Annotated in this window: 16 protein-coding genes; 6 read left to right on the top strand and 10 right to left on the bottom strand. The window is 57.5% G+C overall.

Features of this window, described 5'->3' with window-relative positions; genetic code table 11:
• Positions 1-4: 4 nt before the first annotated feature.
• Positions 5-727 (bottom strand): monofunctional biosynthetic peptidoglycan transglycosylase, encoded by a 723-nt coding sequence (mtgA, locus tag E7738_RS11760; RefSeq protein ID WP_031279742.1) that lies wholly within the window; start codon positions 725-727, stop codon positions 5-7.
• A gap of 306 nt (positions 728-1033) precedes the next feature.
• On the opposite strand from mtgA, the gene E7738_RS11765 reads away from it, so the two are divergent.
• Entirely contained in the window at positions 1034-1378 is a 345-nt protein-coding gene (locus tag E7738_RS11765) for a hypothetical protein (RefSeq protein WP_153001976.1), read from the top strand.
• A 248-nt stretch (positions 1379-1626) separates the two neighbouring features.
• Here E7738_RS11765 and arcB read toward each other — a convergent pair whose 3' ends face one another.
• Positions 1627-3960, bottom strand: a complete 2334-nt coding sequence (gene arcB / locus E7738_RS11770; protein WP_021507748.1) for an aerobic respiration two-component sensor histidine kinase ArcB — start codon at positions 3958-3960, stop codon at positions 1627-1629.
• Positions 3961-4844: 884 nt separating this feature from the next.
• Between arcB and E7738_RS11775 the strand changes: the two genes are divergently transcribed.
• Entirely contained in the window at positions 4845-10376 is a 5532-nt protein-coding gene (locus E7738_RS11775) for a glutamate synthase-related protein (RefSeq protein ID WP_394515655.1), read from the top strand.
• Between the two features lie 53 nt (positions 10377-10429).
• The gene (locus tag E7738_RS11780; RefSeq protein ID WP_394515656.1) at positions 10430-12184 is read left to right on the top strand and encodes a sulfite reductase subunit alpha; all 1755 of its coding nucleotides are present in this window, start codon (positions 10430-10432) and stop codon (positions 12182-12184) included.
• A gap of 111 nt (positions 12185-12295) precedes the next feature.
• Here the strand turns inward: E7738_RS11780 and sspB are convergent, their stop codons facing one another.
• The 5 genes from sspB to zapE all read right to left on the bottom strand — a co-directional run bounded on the left by sspB (position 12296) and on the right by zapE (position 15958).
• Positions 12296-12781, bottom strand: a complete 486-nt coding sequence (sspB, locus tag E7738_RS11785) for a ClpXP protease specificity-enhancing factor (protein ID WP_021507752.1) — start codon at positions 12779-12781, stop codon at positions 12296-12298.
• Positions 12782-12784: 3 nt separating this feature from the next.
• Positions 12785-13426 carry a stringent starvation protein SspA gene (sspA, locus tag E7738_RS11790; protein WP_021507753.1) on the bottom strand — a complete coding sequence of 214 codons (642 nt, stop codon included), beginning with the start codon at positions 13424-13426 and terminating at the stop codon, positions 12785-12787.
• A 329-nt stretch (positions 13427-13755) separates the two neighbouring features.
• Positions 13756-14148 carry a 30S ribosomal protein S9 gene (rpsI, locus tag E7738_RS11795; RefSeq protein ID WP_021507754.1) on the bottom strand — a complete coding sequence of 131 codons (393 nt, stop codon included), beginning with the start codon at positions 14146-14148 and terminating at the stop codon, positions 13756-13758.
• 15 nt (positions 14149-14163) lie between these two features.
• Positions 14164-14592: a 50S ribosomal protein L13 gene (gene rplM, locus E7738_RS11800; protein WP_021507755.1), complete on the bottom strand. Its 429-nt coding sequence runs from the start codon at positions 14590-14592 to the stop codon at positions 14164-14166.
• 238 nt (positions 14593-14830) lie between these two features.
• Complete coding sequence (gene zapE, locus E7738_RS11805) at positions 14831-15958, bottom strand: cell division protein ZapE (protein WP_058759600.1); 1128 nt, start codon at positions 15956-15958, stop codon at positions 14831-14833.
• 184 nt (positions 15959-16142) lie between these two features.
• Here zapE and zapG point away from each other — a divergent pair, with 184 nt between their 5' ends.
• The 3 genes from zapG to degS all read left to right on the top strand — a co-directional run bounded on the left by zapG (position 16143) and on the right by degS (position 19186).
• Positions 16143-16547 (top strand): Z-ring associated protein ZapG, encoded by a 405-nt coding sequence (zapG, locus tag E7738_RS11810; protein ID WP_021507757.1) that lies wholly within the window; start codon positions 16143-16145, stop codon positions 16545-16547.
• Between the two features lie 108 nt (positions 16548-16655).
• Positions 16656-18026: a serine endoprotease DegQ gene (gene degQ / locus E7738_RS11815; protein ID WP_031279744.1), complete on the top strand. Its 1371-nt coding sequence runs from the start codon at positions 16656-16658 to the stop codon at positions 18024-18026.
• An 86-nt stretch (positions 18027-18112) separates the two neighbouring features.
• Positions 18113-19186, top strand: a complete 1074-nt coding sequence (gene degS, locus E7738_RS11820) for an outer membrane-stress sensor serine endopeptidase DegS (RefSeq protein ID WP_021507759.1) — start codon at positions 18113-18115, stop codon at positions 19184-19186.
• A gap of 64 nt (positions 19187-19250) precedes the next feature.
• Here degS and epmA read toward each other — a convergent pair whose 3' ends face one another.
• From epmA to efp, 3 genes are all read right to left on the bottom strand, one after another.
• On the bottom strand, positions 19251-20228 hold the full coding sequence (epmA, locus tag E7738_RS11825; protein ID WP_021507760.1) for an elongation factor P--(R)-beta-lysine ligase: 978 nt from the start codon (positions 20226-20228) through the stop codon (positions 19251-19253).
• A gap of 164 nt (positions 20229-20392) precedes the next feature.
• Positions 20393-20527 carry an entericidin A/B family lipoprotein gene (locus tag E7738_RS11830; RefSeq protein ID WP_031279745.1) on the bottom strand — a complete coding sequence of 45 codons (135 nt, stop codon included), beginning with the start codon at positions 20525-20527 and terminating at the stop codon, positions 20393-20395.
• Positions 20528-20678: 151 nt separating this feature from the next.
• Positions 20679-21245, bottom strand: a complete 567-nt coding sequence (gene efp, locus E7738_RS11835; RefSeq protein ID WP_021507762.1) for an elongation factor P — start codon at positions 21243-21245, stop codon at positions 20679-20681.
• Between the last annotated feature and the right edge of the window lie 25 nt (positions 21246-21270).

Raw genomic sequence — 21270 nt, forward strand, 5'->3', positions numbered from 1 at the left:
CGCGTCAGTGCAGCTGGTAACGGTTGAGGAAGCCCTCGCCGCCCAGCTGGCGCATCTGGCGCATAATCCACTGCTGGCGCTGACGAATGTAGCCGGACGGCGCATCCGCGCGGAAGCGAATCGGATTCGGCAGCACCGCCGCCAGCAAAGCGGCTTCCGCCATGCTCAGCCGACTGGCAGGCTTGTGGAAATAGCGCTGCGATGCCTCTTCCACACCAAACACTCCATTACCGAATTCCGCAATATTCAGGTACACCGTCAGAATGCGGCGTTTGGTCCATACCGTTTCCAGTCCCACCGTCAGCCCGGCCTCCAGCCCTTTGCGCACCCAACTGCGGCCATCCCACAAGAACAGGTTCTTCGCCGTCTGCTGAGACAGCGTTGATGCGCCGCGCATCCGTTCGCTGCCGTCATTGTCCAGCACCTGCTGAATGGCATGCACGTCAAAGCCCCAGTGCTCAGGAAACTTCTGATCTTCCGAGGCGATCACCGCCAGCGCCATCCACGGTGAAATCTCATCCATTCCCACCCAGTCTGAATGGGCGACATAATCGAAGCGTCCGCTGAACCACGCGCCAAGCTGCCGCTCCACCATTACCGCCGAAAACGGCACCGGCAAAAATGCGAACAGCACAATACCGGCCAGCCACAGACCCAGCCATGCCAGAAGCACCCTGCCAGCCAGCCGCTTCAGGCGCTGGACCATCTTCCCTTTACTCTTACTCATGCAATCGTCTCTTACCGGTTCCCTGGATTAATCAATTACTCAGGTCATGATTTCAAATAGCGGTGATGCAAGCCGTAATTTTATCTCTGCGGCATCGCGACCACCAGCCAAACTCATTGCGCGGGCAACCATCGTTCCTCTATTAGAGCCAGTCGCATCAAGCACTTCCGGCAAAAAGGAATCGGTTCCATGCAGAAAAATCGCGCAGCGCGCACGGGCATAAATACTTAACCGATTGTGATGCCGCTCACGTTAAACCTTTCACGATGTTTAACTATCATCTTTAGTAGTCAGTGAAGATGTTCATTGACAACCGAGACCATTCTGAAAAACACGGCGCAAATAGCGACAATTACGCTTCAGACCAGGGCGCAACCTGTAAAACGTTTTACCGCCCATCCGGTTTACGCTAACCGTTCAATGCCCGAACTGGAACTTTCAGCCGGGGGTTTCCAAAACGTTTTGGATAACCGCGGCAAAATCTGGTTATTCATTATTAGAATCAATAACATGAGCATAAAAACGGCCGTTGCGCTGCGCTTTTTGCCGTTTCCCTTCGCTGCGCAGCGCTTTCCGGACCGCGACTGTGGGAAAACCAGGCAAAAAACCGAACATTTGCTCAAAAATAGTGCAATACGCCAAAGAAATTGATTCCTTGCTTGACTGTGTCAGCAAATTAATGTTTTCTGTATTTAAACGCTGCTCAACATCACACAATTTAATGAATCTTGTCACAAGCTGTGGCGAATTTGCTAAGGTGATTTTGAAGCGTTAACCAATACCACGCTGTTGCTTTTGTATTCGATTTCTAATAATAGCAGCAGCGCCCATTTCCCTGGTGTTGGCGCAGTATTCGCGCACCCCGGTTTCGACTGGGGTCATTTTTTTTCTGGCCCGCGCTATTTTTCCCGCTCCGCAACCCAGTTCCGTAATACTTCAACGTCGTGCCGCCACTCGTGCTTCAGCTCGTCAACCCACTCCTGCACGTTATCCCACCAGGCCGGCAATTCCGGTGACTGAATCTGTTTCGCCAGTTTCTGCAGATGCAGCAGGCCGACCGAGCCCGCCGCGCCTTTGATCTTGTGCCCCTCTTCGGCGATGCCCTTCTGGTCACGCGCCATCATGTTGGAGTCCAGCACCTCAAGATAACCCGGCATCATCTGCTCGAACATCGTCAGGCTTTGGGTGATCAGCCCCGGACCAACCAGCTCGATATACTGCTCCAGCATGTCGACATCCAGCAGCGTGCGTGACTGTTCCGCGTCGGCGTCACTCACCACTGCTTCCGCTTCGGCCTGGTAATCCCAGAATTTCTTGATCATCGCGGTCAGCGCCGGCACCGCCAGCGGTTTGCTCAGCACATCGTCCATGCCGGCATCGAGATACTCTTTTTTATCCTTCAGCACGTTGGCAGTCAGCGCCACCAGCGGCGGCAGCGTCACGCCGGCGTGCTGCTGATGAATGGCACGCGACACATCGAGGCCGGTCATGTCCGGCAGCTGGATATCCAGCAGCACCAGGTCGAACTCCTGCGGATCGAACATCGCCAGCGCCTCACCGCCGGTCATCGCCACCTCCACGCTGCAACCCAGCTTTTCCAGTACCGAGCGCGCCACAATCACGTTGAGCTCAATATCTTCTACCAGCAGCACGTGCAGCGCCGGCAACGGCATGCTGTCGTCCTGACCCTCATCTTCCACTTCATCCGCCACGCGCGGCGCGTGGATTTCCACGGTAAAGCACGAGCCCTGACCCGGTGCGCTGCTGACGGTGATATCGCCGCCCATCGCCTGCGCCAGCCGGCGTGACACCGCCAGGCCAATTCCGGTGCCGGTGGCCGGTTTACCGCCGTGCTGATCTTTCACCTGGTAATACATGGCGAAGATTTTATCCTGCTCTTCCTGCGGAATGCCCATCCCGGAGTCCTGCACCTCAAAGTGCAGCGTTTCGTCCTGGCGATAGGCGACGCGCACCACGATTTCGCCCTGCCGGGTAAACTTCACGGCATTGCCGATCAGGTTCCACAGAATCTGGCGCAGGCGCGTGCCGTCGGCGGAGATCTTGTGCGGCAGCGGCAACTCCGGTGCCATGACAAACTTCAGCCCTTTCGGCTGCGCCAGCAGGCCGGAGAGGTTTTCCAGGTCGGCGAGGAAGCCGGTGAAATCCAGCGGCTGGTTATCCAGCTGCACTTTGCGCCGCTCAATCTTGTCGACTTCAATCACATCATTAAAGATGTTACCGAGGGTGATGGCCGAGACGTGAATGGTTTTCAGGTACTTCAGCTGCTCCTGATTGAGATCGGTATCCAGCAGGATGCGGCTCAACCCGACGATGCCGTTAAGCGGCGTACGCAGCTCGTGGCTGATGGTGGAGATAAAGGTGGTCTTTTCACGGCTGGCGTTCTCCAGCGCGTCCTGATAGCGCTTACGCTCGGTAATATCGCGTCCGAAGCCCATCAGGCCGCTGCGCTTACCGACGCGGTCGTAATACGGCACTTTGCGGATTTCAAAGCAGGCTTTGCGCCCGTCCGGATACTGCAGCCACTGTTCATAGGTGAGCGACACATTGTGGCGAAACACCTTCTCATCGGTCTCCAGCACTTTGGTGGCGGCATCTTCGTCATAAATGTCGCGCGGCGTCAGGCCAATCAGCTGCTTCTCACTCAGGCCGGTGAGCAGTTCCATGGCGCGGTTACAGCCAGAGAACTGTTTGTCGATGTTGCGATAGAACACCAGGTCGGGCGAGGCATCGAGGAACGAACGCAGGAAGGAAGATTGCTGCTCCAGCTCAATCTGCGCCTGTTCACGCCGCGTCATCTCTTCGCGCAGCTTATCCATCACCTGCTCGCGCGCCTGCTCTGCTTTAATACGGTCGCTGATTTCCTGGTTCAGCTGGCTGATGGTCTCTTTCATCTGCTGATTCAGTTCAAGGTCGCGCGTGCGCATCTCCTCCAGCTTGTCCACCAGCTTCGACAGCCGCTGGCGCGACTCCTCCAGCTGATCGACCACCACGGAGAGAAAGTAGACCGCCCACGGGGTAATCAGCAGGCCAAAAAACACTGAACGTACGACGTCGATACTTTCAACGTGGCCACGCAGCACCATGGTGACCGCCATCTGCACTACCATTGCCAGCACCACCAGCGCCGAAGCCAGCAGCAGCGAAAACCGCACCAGCCCGAGCTTGACCATTAAATCCACGTAGTACTGTGCTAAAAGACGAATCTGTTTCATCACGCGCTCCCTGAACGAATCTGGCTCATCATAGCGTAATTATCCGCGCGCTGCGCCGCCGCACGCGCCGTGCGGACTGACTTTACGCCCTGTTATGGTGCAGCAGCGCGGCGTTTCGCCGACGTTCGCGCCTTTATGCCTAAAGCGCTTGACTAATTCTGCCAACTGAATAATCTGGAGGGCCGCGCTTTTGCGGGTCCCGGTGCCGCGTGCCCGGCGCATCCGCTTTCTGCAGCCATCCCTCCTGATGGTTGCCTTCCGTTATTGCATATCCATTCAGCTTAAGTGCTGTTTTAATCACACCCTGGTTAATTAATTTTACTAATGGCAACCGCGTTTTGATTCAAATGTTCCGCCATAAGAAAAACAGATACATGCTGTGCACGAAACGGTCCAAACAGAATTTTGTGCTGGCATCCCCACATTCAACAGCATGGTCTGGAAATATGAGGCCGATCACACAGTGAGACGGCTCACACTTCATAAGGGAATCAGAAAGGTCAGATTGACATATATTTACGTAATAAAAACATAATAATCATACAGTTAAATCGCAAAAAGGCTGATTAACCGTAATAAAGCTGGCTATTTGACCTGAGTTCGCTTTCCCGATAAGTTGGAATTCCGCTGGATGCTTTCCAGTCGGGACTGTGTCTCGGCATATCTATGCAGCAAGAAGACTCCCTCTGGATGCAAGTTATCTCCCTTAGAGACCGGATTTTATGGACAGCCAATCAAGGACGTAAATCAGTGCCTTGATTGTCGTTGTCCGGTGTTGCGACGTCCGCGTAAAAGCGCGCGAAAACAAATTGATACAGCACGCAGCAGCGCTCTGTGCCTGAAATAATGCAGGTAATGTCTAAAGCAGTTTAAGGAGACCCTCAATGTCCACTCAACAACCTAACCCCTGGGGTTTGTATGATCCATCAGCAGGAAGCGACAGCTGTGGTGTAGGTTTCATTACCCGCAAGGACGGCGAGCAGACCCATGAAATCCTGCAGATGGCGCACAGCGCCCTGTGCACGGTACCGCACCGTGGCGGGATGTCTGCAGAGGGTGTGGGCGATGGCGCAGGCGTTAACGTTGACCTCTCCCTGAACTTCTTCCGTAAGCTGACCGGTCAGGCGCTGGAAGCGGGCCGCTTTGGCGTGGGCAACTTCTTTGTGCCAAAAGATGCGGCACTGCGCGCGAACGCAGAGCGTCTGGTTGAAGAGACGCTGGCCGCTTACAACTTCCCGGTGCTGCTGAAGCGTGATATGCCGCTGGACAACAGCGTCACGCGCCCGGCCGCACAGCAGTTCCAGCTGCCGATCGTGCAGTGGGTGTTTGCCGCACCGCAGGACGTTACCGAGCAGAGCGACTTCGAGCGCCACATTTACCGTGCGCTGCTGGACATCGAAGCACGCGCTTTTACCGAAAGCGAATTCGGCGGCCTTTATCCGCTGTCGCTGTCGTCGCGTACTCAGGTGTTCAAAGCCCGCCTGAACTCCAATGAAGTGATTCCCTACTTCAAAGATCTGACCGATCCCGATCATCAGGTGCGCGGACTGTTTTTCCATACCCGCTTCTCCACCAATACCGATCCGCATACCACGATGGCGCAGCCGTTCCGCCTGATGGCGCACAACGGTGAGCTGAACACGGACCGTAAAAACCGCATCGCGGAAGCGGCACTGATGCTGGCGCGCGGCAAAAAGATCGTGCGGCCAAAAGGCCAGTCTGACAGTTCGCGTCTCGATCAGAGCATCCACAGCCGTCTGATGGAAGATAACCTCGATCTGATCAACGCCGTGGTTTCAATGATGCCGCCGGCGTGGGAAAACGACACCTCGCTGTCAGCTGAAGTGCGCGCCATGCTCGAATACTTCTCGCTGTATGAAGAGAAGAACGACGGCCCCGCCGCGCTGATCTTCGGTAACGGCGAAGTGATTGGCGCACGGCTGGACCGTCTTGGCCTGCGTCCGCTGCGCTCCGTCGAAACCGCTGAGTACATCGGTGCGATGTCAGAAGCCGGCCAGATCGCCTTCCCACCGGAGAGCGTGCTGCGCCGTGGCCGTATCGAAGCTGGCGGCATGCTCTATTACGATCACAAAGAGAAACGCTCTTACACCACCGTGCAGGCGCTGGAAAAGCTGGCGGCGGAAAAAGATTATCTCTCCCTGGTGCAGGCGGCACGCGTTGAACTGCAGCAGCTGCCGGAAGTGCCGGCAGAGAAACTCGGCTCACCGCTGCGCTATCGCGGCGACCTGAAAACCTATCAGCGCTTTGTGGCTTACTACTACAACCAAGAAAGCTTCAAATTCATGATGGACCCGATGCTGCAAACCGGCGCTGAGAAGATCTCCGCGATGGGTTACGGCAACGCCATCAATGGCCTGTCCGATCATGAAGGCGGCATGGCGCACTACTTCTCGCAGCGCTTTGCACAGGTCACTAACCCGCCGCTCGACTCCATCCGTGAAGCGGACGGCATGACGCTGCGCGTGGCGCTCGGCGCTAAACCGCACCTCGGCCGCAGTAAAGGCCAGCAGATCATCGTGCCAAGCCCGATCCTGACCCACCTGGACATGCTGCGTCTGCGCGAGCAGAAAGTGGCGCCGTATGCGCGCTTCGAGATGCTGTATGAGCCGGTCATCGGTAAAGACATCGTCAGCCGCGCCGCCAACGCCAAAGCGCTGGAAAACGCTATCGATAACCTGGCGCAGCAGGTGGTGGATTTTGCCCGTCAGCAGGGCGGCATCGCGGTGATCACCGATCGCCATATCTCTTCAACTCATGCTGCCATTCCGATGCTGCTGATGGTGTCGGCCATCAACCAGCGTCTGGTGCAGGAAGGCCTGCGTCTGGATGTGTCACTGGTGGTCGAGAGCGGCCAGAGCATCTCCTCGCACCATATCGCCGCCACGCTCGGCTTCGGCGCCTCTGCCGTGTATCCGCTGGGCGTACAGATGCGCGCGGAAGAGAAGTTTGGCGAAGGTGAAGAAGGCAACAAAGCGTTCAAACGCTATGCCAAAGCGGCAGAAAAAGCGCTGATGAAAACCATGGGCAAAGTGGGCCTGTGTACCGTTGAGAGCTACAGCTGCGGTGAGTTCTTCGAGCCGAACTTCCTCGATACCGAAGATCCGGTGCTGAAGAAATATTTCCCGAATATCAAAACCCCGGTAGGCGGCGCGGGCTTCCCGGCCATCGCGCAGATGGCGGTGGACTGGCACCAGAGCGCGCTGAAAATTCAGGGCGAAGCCGAAGTGCCACTGCTGGGTCTGTTTAAAGAACGTTCTGAGGGTGCGGGCCACTCGTATGGCACCATCGCAGTACGTACCTTTATTGATATGACAGAGCAGCCGATTCGTTTCGCCGACAAAGCGCGCGAAGAGGACAACTTTATCCGTCTGATGACGCTGGCCAGGCTGGACAACGCGTTCAGCATCAAAGCCGAGTCGTTTAAAGACAGCAGCTTCGAGCGCATCCCGAATGCGGTGATCGACAGCTTTGCTATCACGCCGGATTACCGTCAGTTCTCCAGCCTGATGCACGCTGAGCGTAAGCGTCGTCCGGCGGCACTGCGCGACATCCTCGCGCTGCCGTGCGATCTGACCCACGTGGACAGCGAAGCCGAATTTGGCCGCAAGCTGGGCCGCTACTCGCTGGTCAACAACGGCTTCGCCATTCGCGGCCTGCGCTGCGAAGCGGTGAACGGCAGCCTCAACCAGTTTGAGCTGCGTCTGATTGATGCCATTGCCGGCCTGAAGCCGGAGAGCGAGCGTCTGGCCGCGCTGTCACGCGCGCTGAAAACCCGCTTCAACGATGAAATCGAAAGCAGCAGCATCACTGAAGGCGTGTTGCACATTACCGCTTACGGCCAGGCCGCAGATTATCTGGCAAAAATCTTTACCGCGCTGCCCTCGCTGCCGCTGGAAGAGGTCCAGCCGGCGCACGAAATCACCCGTACCTTCGCCTCAGGCGCCATGAGCCACGGCGCGCTGGTCGCGCCGGCGCACGAAGCGGTGGCGCACGGTACCAATATGGTGGGCGGAATGAGTAACTGTGGTGAAGGTGGCGAACACTATTCACGCCACGGCACCATTCGCGCATCGCGCATCAAACAGCTGGCATCTGGTCGTTTCGGCGTGTGGGCGGCTTATCTGGCCGACCCGATGCTGGAAGAGCTGGAGATCAAAATCGGCCAGGGCGCTAAACCGGGCGAAGGCGGTCAGCTGCCAGCACCGAAAGTGACGGTGGAGATTGCGGCCGCGCGTGGCGGTACGCCGGGCGTTGAGCTGGTATCACCGCCGCCGCATCACGATACTTATTCTATCGAGGATTTGGCGCAGCTGATCCACGACTGTAAAGCGGCACGCGTGCGCGTTATCGTCAAACTGGTGTCGTCTGAAGGCATCGGTACTATCGCAGTCGGCGTGGCAAAAGCCGGCGCAGACGTCATCAACGTCGCCGGTAACACCGGCGGCACCGGCGCGGCGTCGGTCACCAGCCTGAAATACACCGGGCGCGTGGCGGAAATCGGTATTGCCGAAGTACACCAGGCGCTGTGCGCTAACGGGCTGCGTGACAAAGTGCAGCTGCGCTGTTCCGGCGCACAGCAGACCGGCAGCGACGTGATCAAATCGGCCCTGCTCGGCGGCGACAGCTTCGAGTTCGGCACCACCGCGCTGATGATGCTGAAATGCGTGATGGCGAAAAACTGTAACGTCAAATGCCCGGCTGGCCTCACCACTAACGCTGAAGCCTTCGATGGCGATCCGCGTCAGCTGGCGCAGTACTTCATCAACGTGGCGCAGGAAGTGCGTGAGTTCCTCGCACGCCTCGGTCTGCGTTCGCTGCGTGAAGCGCGCGGCCGCTCTGACCTGCTGCACCTGATGGATCATCCGCTGGAAGTGGGCAAACTCGATCTGCGCGCCATGCTGACCGTGGTGCCAGAGCAGAAGATCGCTCAGCCGGTGTATCTGGAAAAAGATTTCGAGCTGGACGATGGCTGGGTAGAAGAGCTGAAAGCGCAGCTGGTTGATGCCGCCCGCCGCGAGATTACGCTGGGTAACGGCGTAACGCTGAACAACCGTAACAAGAGCGTTGGCGGTCAGCTGGCGATCGATATTGAGCGCATTCTGAACCACGAGCTGTCGGCGCAGCAGCTGGCCGCGCTGCCAGCGGTACTGCAGGATGACCGTGGCCGGAAATATCTGGCACCGCGCACAGTGCAGATTGATACCCGTGGGTCAGCCGGTCAGTCATTTGGCGCGTTCTGCAACGACGGCATGCAGATGAAGCATTACGGCACCTGTAACGATGGCGTCGGTAAAGGTCAGTGTGGCGGCGAACTGGTGGTGATGTCACCGGGCGGCGGCGCACAGGACAGCGACGGCAACGTGCTGATCGGTAACTTTGCGCTGTTCGGCGCGACCGGCGGTCGTCTGTTTGTTCAGGGCCAGGCCGGTGACCGTTTCGCCGTGCGTAACTCGGGCGCCACCGCGGTGGTGGAAGGCGTCGGCGACTTCTGCTGTGAATACATGACCAACGGCGCGATTCTTAACCTCGGCACCTTTGGTAAAGGTTTCGGTAACGGCATGAGCGGCGGCTTCGCCTATCAGTACGATCCGTACCGTTCCCTGGCCGCTCACGCCGCCGGTGATTCGGTGCTGTTCGGCTCCATCGCTGACGAAGACGAAATGGCGCAGGTGCACAAGCAGGCAGTGCTGACCATGCTGCACTGGCACCTCGAAGCTACCCAGTCGCCGCGCGCGGCGTGGCTGCTGGAGAACTGGGAAACCGAGTGTCAGCACTTCGTTTACGTGATGCCACGCTCGCTGCTGCTGTATCAGGACGGCGGCGAGATCCTGAAAGCGAAAACGCGTAAGGATTTGCTGGAAGAACTGTCCACGTCGCTGGCCGCGCATCAGGTTGCCAAGTTCAAATCAGCCTGGCGTGCGGGCAAAACCATCGCCGACGGTGCGGTACCGGCCTACGGCGCGACCGATACGCAGGAGATGTTTGTTCTGCTGAATAACTACACCGTTCTGAGCTTCGCGCAGCAGCTGGCGCTGGGCAAACTGCCGAAAGGCACAGCGGTGGAAGACGCGGCAGTCGAGAAAGCGGTTCGCAACCTGCTGATGACCGAAGATTTCGCGCTGGTCAGCAAGCTGCAGCGTCATGCCCGTGCGGCCATTGAGAACTACAGCGATGATGAGCTGGCAAGCCTGATCGCCGCCAAGCGTATGTCGGATTACAAAGCCGCGCTGACGCAGCGCAACATTCGCTCCATGGACAGCCTGGCAACCTATGGCTGGATCATTTATCAGGACGCCTGCAACCGAGAGGTGCTGGGCCATCTGCCTGATTTTGAAGAGCTGTTTGCACGCGCCGCACTGCCAGAGATTGCCGCCGCGGTCGGGAAACTCTCCTGATTGCGCTGCGAAAGAAGATTGATGACGATAAAACGGTTTGAGTACTGATATCCATGAAGATTCCTTACATTCCTGAAGACGCGCCGTTTAACGGCGAACAGAAATACTGGCTGGCGGGGTTTCTCGCCGGTCTCCACTCGCGCCTGCTGGTATTAGAAGACAAGCAGACCGCACCGGCAGCGGGCGCCAGCGCCACCACCCAGCTGCATATTCTGTTTGGTTCACAGACCGGTAACGCCGAAGTGCTGGCGCAGACCGCAGCCAAAGCGGCGCGCGCTAAAGGCCTGGTGCCGGTAGTGCAGGCGCTGGGTGAAGTGGATCTGGATGTGTTCGCCACCATGCGTCATGTACTGATCGTCACCTCCACCTACGGCGAAGGCGAAATGCCAGACAACGCACAGCTGTTCTGGCAGGCCATCTCAGCCAGCACCGCGCCGCGTCTGGAGCAGATGCACTTTGCCGTGCTGGCAATCGGCGATACCGGCTACGACGGTTTCTGCCAGGCCGGTAAGTTCATTGATATGCGCCTGGAGCAGCTGGGGGCGAAACGCGTGGTGGATCGCATCGACTGCGACATCGATTACGAAGAGCCTTCCAGCGAGTGGATTGGCAGCGCCATGCCACAGTTTGCCGCCAGCGCGGGCAGCAGCGGCACGGTGCTGGAGAGCGCACCGGAAGCGCCGGTGATCCCGGGCAGCAACAAGCAAAACCCGTACGCGGCGGCGCTGGTGACCAATAAGCGTCTGTCCGGCGAGCAGTCCGCCAAAGATATCCGTCACTTCGAATTTGACCTGAGCGACAGCGGCCTGAAATACGAAGCCGGCGATGCGCTGGGCGTGATCCCGGTGAACGATGCCGGGCTGGTTAGCCTGCTGCTGAGCGAGCTGAAAGCCGACTACGAAACCCCGGTGCCGGGCTTTGACCGTAACCTCGGCGATCTGCTGACCTATCAGTTCGAGATTTCTGAGCCGTCGCGCAAGCTGATTGAGTGGGTCGGACAGCACACAACCAACCAGGAGCTGCTGCACGTGCTGCAGCACGACGATAAAGACACGCTGGCCAACTGGCTGTGGGGCAAAGATACGCTGGATCTGCTGCAGCTCGAGCTGAAGCGCAGCCTGTCGGTGCCGGAGCTGGTGGCGATGCTGCGTCCGCTGCAGCACCGTGCTTACTCCATTTCGTCCAGCTCGAAGGCGCACCCTAACCAGGTGCATCTGACCATCGCTTCCGTGCGCTATCACAGCGGTGGCCGCGAGCGTAAAGGCGTGTGCTCAACCTATCTGGCTGAACGCGTGCGTCGCGGAGAGAAGCCGGCGATCTTTATTTCGCCGAACAAAGCGTTCCGCGTGCCGGCGAACAATAACGCCCCGCTGATCATGGTCGGTCCGGGCACCGGCATCGCGCCGTTCCGCGCCTTCCTGCAGGAGCGCCAGGCGACCGGTGCTGAAGGTAAAAACTGGCTGTTCTTCGGCGACCAGCATCAGGAACATGATTACATTTATGCGGATGAGCTGGCGGGCTGGCAGCAGAGCGGTCTGCTGACGCATCTCGACCTGGCCTTCTCCCGCGATCAGGAAGAGAAGATTTACGTGCAGAACCGCATGCTGGAGAAAGGCGCTGAGCTGTACGCCTGGCTGCAGGAAGGCGCCTACTTCTACGTCTGTGGCGATGCCTCACGCATGGCGAAAGATGTCGATGCCGCGCTGTATGAAGTGGTGCGTCAGTTCGGTGGTCTTTCCAGCGAGCGTGCCGCAGCCTATATCGATCAGCTGAAGAAAGATAAGCGTTATCTGCGCGACGTTTATTAAGATCGGTACAAAGGGAGCGCTACGTTCCCTTTGGTCTGCTGCGCGCTAAGCCGCGCCGCGGCACAGGCATAAAAAAACGGGCTAATCAGCCCGTTTTTTATTTTCCGCGATTTACTTCACTACGCGCAGTGAAGGACGTCCACCGCGCGGCGGCGGTTCGTCATCCGGTGAAGAGTCGTCATCCGTCGCATCGTCCGGACGGTCACCATCAATCACCGACATCAGCGTCTCTTCCTGGCCACCTTCCTGCTCGTCGCCGGACAGCTCATAAGCAGGCTCCGGTTCGAACATGGTGCCGGCGCCGTTTTCGCGCGCGTAAATCGCCAGCACCGCAGCCATCGGCACGGATACCTGGCGCGGCACGCCGCCGAAACGCGCATTGAAGCGCACCTGATCGTTGGCAAGCTCAAGGTTACCCACCGCGCGCGGTGCGATGTTCAGGACAATCTGTCCGTCACGAGCGTACTCCAGCGGCACCTGTACGCCAGGCAGATTGATATCCACCACCAGATGCGGCGTCAGCTGGTTGTCGAGCAGCCATTCATAAAAGGCCCGCAGCAGATAGGGACGGCGGGCAGTAAGTTGCGACATTTCCATAGATTAGCCCCGGGCTTGCAGGCGCATTTCACGTTCGGCTTCCGTCAGAGAAGCGAGGAAGGAGTCACGTTCAAATACGCGCGTCATGTAGCCTTTCAGCTCTTTCGAACCTGCGCCAGCCAGATCCACACCCAGCTGCGGCAGACGCCACAGCAGCGGTGCCAGATAGCAATCAACCAGGCTGAACTCTTCGCTCATAAAGAACGGCGTACGTGAGAACAGCGGCGCAATGGCCAGCAGCTCTTCGCGCAGTTGCTTGCGCGCGGCATCGGCTTCGGCACCGCTGCTGGTTTCAATGGTACGCATCAGGCTGTACCAGTCCTGCTCAATGCGGTGCATCATCAGACGGCTTTCACCGCGCGCGACCGGATAAACCGGCATCAGTGGCGGATGCGGGAAACGCTCATCGAGGTATTCCATGATGATGCGGGATTCATACAGCGTCAGTTCACGGTCGACCAGCGTTGGCACAGTGCGATACGGGTTGAGGTCAATCAGATCCTGCGGCAGATTATCCGTTTCAACCTGCTCGATCTCCACGCTGACGCCCTTCTCAGCCAGCACGATACGTACCTGATGGCTGAAAATGTCAGTCGGACCAGAAAACAGCGTCATTACCGAACGTTTGTTGGCAGCGACAGCCATGAAAACCTCCAAGTTTGTTCACAAAAAAATACTGCGAATAGCCAACCACGCGGCGACTCACCTGCTCATCAGATTCGCACACAGCCGGGCGTTACGGGCATTGTCCGGTCGTCCCGACAGGAGCAGTATGCACAACGCCGCGACTCGCGGGCGCAAAGTGTCAGTCAGTTTACCAGATTTTAAGCAGCTTGTGGGGCGGGGATAATCATTTGCGGGCAAAATGCGGGGAAAGCTCGCGTTTTTGCGCTGAAAAAGCCGCGATTCAGGCAATAAAAAACCCGCCGAAGCGGGTTTTTTGAGCCAATTGTAACTGCCGAAGCAGCCAGCAATTAACGCTTGGAGAACTGTGGACGACGGCGTGCTTTACGCAGACCGACTTTCTTACGTTCAACCTGACGCGCGTCACGGGTAACGAAGCCCGCTTTACGCAGTTCAGAACGCAGAGACTCGTCGTATTCCATCAGAGCGCGGGTGATACCGTGACGGATCGCACCAGCCTGACCAGAAATACCACCACCTTTAACGGTGATGTACAGGTCCAGTTTACCAACCATATCAACCAGCTCCAGCGGCTGACGCACGACCATGCGTGCAGTCTCACGACCGAAGTACTGCTCCAGAGAGCGCTGGTTAATTACGATGTTACCGCTACCCGGCTTGATAAAGACGCGAGCGGCAGAGCTTTTGCGGCGACCAGTGCCGTAGTTTTGAGTTTCAGCCATTGCCTATAATCCCGATTAAATGTCAAGAACTTGCGGTTGCTGCGCCGCGTGGTTGTGCTCGTTACCTGCGTAAACTTTCAGTTTACGGTACATAGCACGACCCAGTGGGCCTTTTGGCAGCATGCCTTTAACCGCGATTTCAATCACACGCTCAGGACGGCGTTCGATCATCTCTGCAAAGGTCGCTTGCTTGATACCACCGATGTGGCCAGTGTGGTGATAGTAAATCTTGTCGTTACGCTTGTTGCCGGTTACAGCAACTTTGTCAGCGTTCAGAACGATGATGTAATCACCGGTATCAACGTGCGGAGTGTATTCCGCTTTGTGCTTACCACGCAGACGGCGCGCCAGTTCAGTCGCCAGGCGACCCAGGGTTTTGCCAGTTGCGTCAACAACATACCAGTCACGCTGTACGGTTTCTGGTTTAGCTGTAAAAGTTTTCATTGAAAAGCTTACCCAAATAAAAGTTACACGTTGGTGAAATCCCAAACGCTAAGTTAACGATTGAGGCTCACACGACCAATTCGCCCAGCAAGCCCACCCCCTCAGGTAGAGTTACCGGATCACACAGTTTTCCGGGAAAAGAAAGCCTGTGCTGTAACGTGGGGTCGCAAGATTATAGAGAAGTCGAATCTAAAGATCGACTCTTTTTGCGCCCGAAGCGGTGATTTCTGTTTGCCCCTCAGGGCAGGTGCGGCAGGCGAAGATACTCCTCGCTCTGCATCTCCTGCAGGCGCGACAGACAGCGCTGATATTCGAATTTCAGCCGCGTGCCCTGATAGATTTCAAACAGCGAGGTTTCTGCCGCCACCACCAGCTTGACGTGGCGCTCATAGAACTCATCCACCAGCGCGAGGAACCGCCGCGCCTGGTCTTCCGTTTTGTAAATCATCACCGGCACATCGTACAGCAGCACGCTGTGGAAGCGGCGCGACAGCTCAATGTAATCGTGCTGGCTGCGCCCTTCACCGCACAACGCGAGGAAGTTGATGGCCAGTACGCCTTCGTGAACGCCGAGCGTCGGCAGCTGGCGATGGTTAATCTCCAGCACCGGCGCGTCGCCGCGCGGTTTACCGGACAGCGCGCTGAACATGCGCTCCATCTCCGCGTGCGTCGCGTCGTTAAGCGGGAAATTCCACAGATGGGCCGATGTCAGGGTGCGCAGGCGATAATCAATGCCGGCATCGACATTCATCACATCGCAGTGGCGCTTGATCTGCTCGATAGCCGGCAGAAAACGCGCCCGCTGCAGGCCGTTGCGGTACAGCTCATCCGGCGGAATGTTGGAGGTCGCCACCAGCGTGATGCCGCGGGCAAACAGCGCTTCCATCAGCGTACCAAGCAGCATTGCGTCGGTGATGTCGGAGACGAAAAACTCGTCGAAACAGAGAATATCGGTTTCCGCTTTGAAACGGTCAGCGACAATCAGCAGCGGGTCGCTGTGGCCCTGCAGCTGCGTTAACTCTTCGTGCACGCGCAGCATGAAGCGATGGAAATGCAGACGCAGTTTGCGATCGCCAGGAATAGACTGAAAAAACAGATCCATTACCCAGGTTTTACCGCGTCCGACGCCGCCCCACATATACAGGCCACGCACCGGCGCTTCATGGCTCTCCGGCGCTTTATTCATCAGCTTTGATAAGCGGCCAAACAGCCCTTTAGCTGCCGGTTGCGGCTGCTGCTGGCGGGCAATCAGGCCTTGCTGAATGCGATCTAAACGGGTGATGGCGTCACGTTGTACATCGTCCGGACGAAACTCGCCCTGCGACAGCGCCTGCTCATAGCGCGCAAGCGGAGATGAGGTTTGCATGGTTCTCTCAGAATCCCTGAAAAAGTCCGATTCACGTGTCGGTTGTCGAAAATTAGGCCGCTCTACACTAAGCGATACAGCCCGAGGATTCCACTTCCGATGGATTAACGGGTATAGTGGCTACTATTGAAGTTGAAACAGAAGCAATGCCCTACGAAGCAACGGAAATTACACGGGAGTCATTATGACCTGGGAATACGGGCTGATTGGTTTAGTGATTGGCATTATTGTCGGCGCGGTAGCGATGCGTTTTGGCAACAAAAAGCTGCGTGAGCAGCGCAGCATGCAGTACGAACTGGAAAAATCCAAAGCGGAGCTGGCGGATTACCGCGAAGAGCTCACCAACCACTTTGCGCGCAGCGCAGAGTTGCTGGACAACATGGCGCGCGACTATCGCCAGCTGTATCAGCACATGGCGAAAGGGTCGAATGACCTGCTGCCAAATCTGCCGGGCGAGAAAAATCCGTTTGCTTACCAGCTGACGGAAGCCGAGGCCGATAACGACCAGGCGCCGGTGCAGATCCCGCGCGACTACTCTGAAGGCGCATCGGGCCTGCTGCGCAGCGGCGAACGCACCACCCGCAGTTAATCCTTTTGGGGCACAGCATGGCTGTGCCCTTTTTGTTTTCCGAACGCTTATTACCAATAACTGTCACACTTCTTTTATCCCCCTTTTCGCAGCGAGAGCGTCATAGCAATGAAAAAACCAGCACGACTGTTAAGCGCATTAGCCTTGAGCATTGGGATGAGTCTGGCGGCGACGCCGGGTGCCATGGCCACGTTGCCGGCACAGATTCAGGGACAAGCACTGCCAAGCCTGGCACCGATGCTGGAAAAAGTGCTGCCGGCGGTGGTCAGCGTGCATGTCGAGGGCACCGACAGCGGTCAGCAGGGCCAGGATATTCCCGAGCCGCTGAAGCGCTTCTTTGGCCAGGCGCCCGGGCAGTCTCAGCCACAGCCGTTTGAAGGACTGGGTTCCGGCGTCATCATCGACGCAGCTAAAGGCTACATTCTGACCAACAATCACGTGGTAAACGGTGCGGATAAAATCAGCGTGCAGCTGAGTGATGGCAACGAATATGACGCAAAGCTGATTGGTCATGACGAGCAAACCGACATCGCGCTGATTCAGGTAGAAGGCGCAAAAAACCTCACGCAGGTGAAAATTGCTGATTCTGACGCGCTGAAAGTGGGTGATTTCGCCGTGGCGATCGGCAACCCGTTCGGCCTCGGCCAGACGGCAACGTCCGGCATTATCTCGGCGCTGGGCCGCAGCGGGCTGAATCTGGAAGGGCTGGAGAACTTTATTCAGACCGATGCCGCCATCAACCGTGGTAACTCTGGCGGCGCGCTGGTGAACCTCAATGGCGAGCTGATCGGCATTAACACCGCCATTCTGGCGTCGAGCGGCGGCAACATTGGTATTGGCTTTGCCATCCCCAGCAACATGGCGATGAACCTGGCGCAGCAGCTGATTCAGTTCGGCGAAGTGAAGCGCGGTCAGCTCGGGATCAAAGGGACAGAAATGACCGCCGATATCGCGAAAGCGTTTAACGTCGATGCGCAGCGCGGAGCATTTGTCTCTGAAGTGCTGCCGAAGTCGGCGGCGGAACAGGCGGGCATCAAAGCGGGCGACATCATTACCGCCATTAACGATAAGCCAATTACCAGCTTTGCCGAGCTGCGGGTGAAAGTCGGCACCACGCCGCCAGGCCAGCAGGTGAAAATCGGTCTGCTGCGCGATGGCAAACCGCTGACGGTGACCGTAACGCTGGAACAGAGCGCGCAGAGCACCGCCAGCGCCCAGCTGATGTCGCCAGCGCTGCAGGGCGCCACGCTCAGTGACGGCAATACCAAAGCCGGCGATAAAGGGGTCAAAGTCGATACCATCGAAAAAGGCACGCCGGCAGAACAGGTTGGCCTGCAGAAAGACGATGTGATTGTCGGCGTCAACCGTACGCGGGTGCAGAGCCTCGCCGAGATGCGCAAAGTGCTGGAGGGCAAACCGCCGGTACTGGCGCTGAACGTGGTGCGCGGCGACGAGAGTATTTACCTGCTTCTGCGATAATCCTCGCAACGGGCGGACAAGCAGGTGTTTGTCCGCCCTTCTCGTGCTATTCTGCCCTGCGATCAACTCTTGCCTGAAATAACACCATGTTTCTTAAACTTTTACGTTCTGTGGTGATGGGCCTGATCGTGGCAGGTTTACTGCTTGTCGCGATCCCGGCGCTGCGAATGGGCAGCAACGTCACCTTTGATCACGACAGCAGCGCCGATGAAGCGCCCTTCAGTTTCAATCAGGGCGTGCGCCGTGCTGTGCCGGCGGTGGTCAACGTCTATAACCGCAGCGCGCACGGTAACAATAATCGCGGCATTACCACGCTCGGTTCCGGCGTCATCATGAACGCGAAAGGCTACATCCTCACCAACAAACATGTCATCAATAACGCTGACCAGATTATCGTCGCGCTGCAGGACGGACGCTTTTTTGAAGCGACGCTGGTGGGCTCCGACGCCATGACCGATCTGGCGGTGTTAAAAATCAGCGCCTCCAATCTGCCGGTAATCCCGATCAACGCCAAACGTGTCGCGCATATTGGTGATGTGGTGATGGCGATTGGCAATCCGTACAACCTCGGCCAGACGGTCACCCAAGGCATCATCAGCGCCACCGGCCGCATCGGTCTGAGCTCCTCCGGTCGGCAGAACTTCCTGCAAACCGATGCCTCGATCAACCAGGGGAACTCCGGCGGCGCGCTGATTAACTCGCTGGGCGAGCTGATGGGCATCAACACGCTGACTTTCGACAAAAGCAACGACGGCGAAACCCCGGAAGGCATTGGTTTTGCCATTCCGACCGCGCTGGCGACCAAAATCATGGATAAGCTGATCCGCGATGGCCGGGTGATCCGCGGTTATATCGGCATTACCGGGCGCGAACTGCCGCCGCTGCACGGTCAGGGCAGCAACCTCGATCGGGTGCAGGGCATCATTGTCAGCGAAGTGACGCCGGGCGGTCCGGCGGATCGCGCCGGCATTCAGGCCAATGATGTCCTGCTGCAGGTAAACGGTAAGCCGGCGCTGTCCGCGCAGGAGACCATGGACCAGGTGGCGGAAATCCGCCCGGGATCGGTGATTGATGTGCAGGTGCTGCGCAATGAGCAGAAGATGACGCTGCCGGTTACCATCCAGGAGTTTCCGGAAGCGGCCAATAATACCTCGCCGTAAACGCATCCGGCCGCGGATAGCGCTGTTGCTGAGCTGCGGCCGGGTGTGCAGAACTGCGGCGTAACTAACTGCGATCCACCGGGAAAGCGATCACCTCACTGAGCGCATCGGCCTTCAGCGCCAGCATAATCAGGCGATCGACGCCCAGCGCCACGCCGGAACAGGCCGGCATGCCGTGCGCCAGCGCATCCAGCAGGTAAGTATCAATCGGATGCTGTGGCAAACCGCGCGCAGCGCGACGGCGATTATCCTGCTCAAAGCGCTGACGCTGTTCGCGGCTATCGGTCAGTTCGCGGAAACCGTTGGCCAGCTCCACGCCTTTGTAATAGACCTCAAAACGCTCTGCCACGCGGTGATCTTCGGTACTGATCTCCGCCAGCGCCGCCTGACTGGCCGGGAAGTGATAGACGAAGCACGGCTTATCGAGACCAATTTTCGGTTCCACGCCCAGCATAAACAGCAGCTGCAGCAGCGTGTCGCGATCGTCTTCGCGATTCGCCAGCTCGCCCTCACCCAGCTTTTCCGCCGCTTCGCGCAGCTGCGCCTTGTCCGCCGACAGCGGATCGATCTCCAGATGACGGATAAACGCCTGCTGATACGATAGCGATTCGGCGCTGTCGCACTCCAGCACCTGCTGCAGCAGGTCGTCGACTTCGTTCATCAGCCGATACATGTCGTAGTGCGGCCGATACCACTCCAGCATGGTGAATTCCGGATTATGGTGGCGCCCGGCCTCTTCATTACGGAAGCAGCGCCCCATCTGATAAATCGGGCCGCTGCCCGCCGCCAGCAGGCGCTTCATGTGATATTCCGGACTGGTCATCAGCCACAGATCGCGCCCGTCTGCCGCCCCAGGTCCGACGAAGCGCGTCTGGAATGGCACCAGATGGATGTCGGTGATCGTCGCCTGGCTCATGGCAGGCGTATCCACTTCCAGTACGCCGCGATCGGCAAAGAAACGCCGGATTTCCGCCAGGATGGCGGCGCGTTTCAACAAATTGGCAATGGGTGCGCTCGGCTGCCAGCTTGCCGTTTCGCTCATGGTGATGACTCCTTATACAGACAAGGGGAGGAAGTCTACCCGTATTGCTGACGGCAAACAACGGCACCGCCGTCGCGGCAGGCAGTTTCAGAAATCACAGGTGCTGGCAGGACAACAGGAGGAAGAGAAAGCCGGTACGAAAGCAGGTTTCGCACCGGTTTTAGTTACTGCGCGCTGCGCTGAATTGCCTGACCGCCCGCTTCAACATCTTCGCCTACGCCACGCGTGGTGTTACAGGCTGAAAGCAGCGAGGAAAGCACCAGTACCGAGAAAATCGCGACAATACTTTTCTTTAACATAGCCATATCCTTGTTGGTTGCAGTAAAAGTACAGCTTTTAAAGCATAGACCGGATACGCCATGATGGCGGTTAAGCTGCTGAAAAAAGACGCGGTGCGGGGAAGAGCGCGGAAATAAAAAAGGCGCATCGATGATGCGCCTGATTTGACGATTATTTTACGCGGGAAACGTATTCGCCAGAGCGGGTGTCCACTTTTACCACTTCGCCAATCTGTACGAACAGTGGCACTTTGATCACAGCGCCGGTAGACAGCGTCGCTGGCTTGCCGCCGGTACCGGCAGTATCACCTTTCAGACCTGGGTCAGTTTCGGTGATTTCAGCTTCGATGAAGTTCGGTGGCTGAACGGCGATCGGTTTATCGTTCCACAGGGTTACGATACACTCGGCGTTGTCCTGCAGCCATTTGGTCACGTCGTCCAGCACCTTGGCTTCAACCTGATACTGTTCGAAGGTTTCAGGGTGCATGAAGTAGAAGAAGTCACCATCGTTGTAGGAGTACTGCAGCGTCATGTCACGCACGTCTGCGCCTTCGGCGGAGTCGGTAGACTTGAAGGTTTTCTCAACGCGTGAACCGGTCAGCAGACGACGCATTTTAACACGTGCAAACGCCTGGCCTTTACCCGGCTTAACGAATTCACTGGATTCGATGGCATACGGTTCGCCTTCGAACATGATTTTAAGACCGGCACGAAAATCGTTGCTAAGATAAGTCGCCATAAAGGCCCTCTGTAGATATTAACTG

It is taken from the genome of Pantoea sp. SGAir0430 (assembly GCF_043549295.1).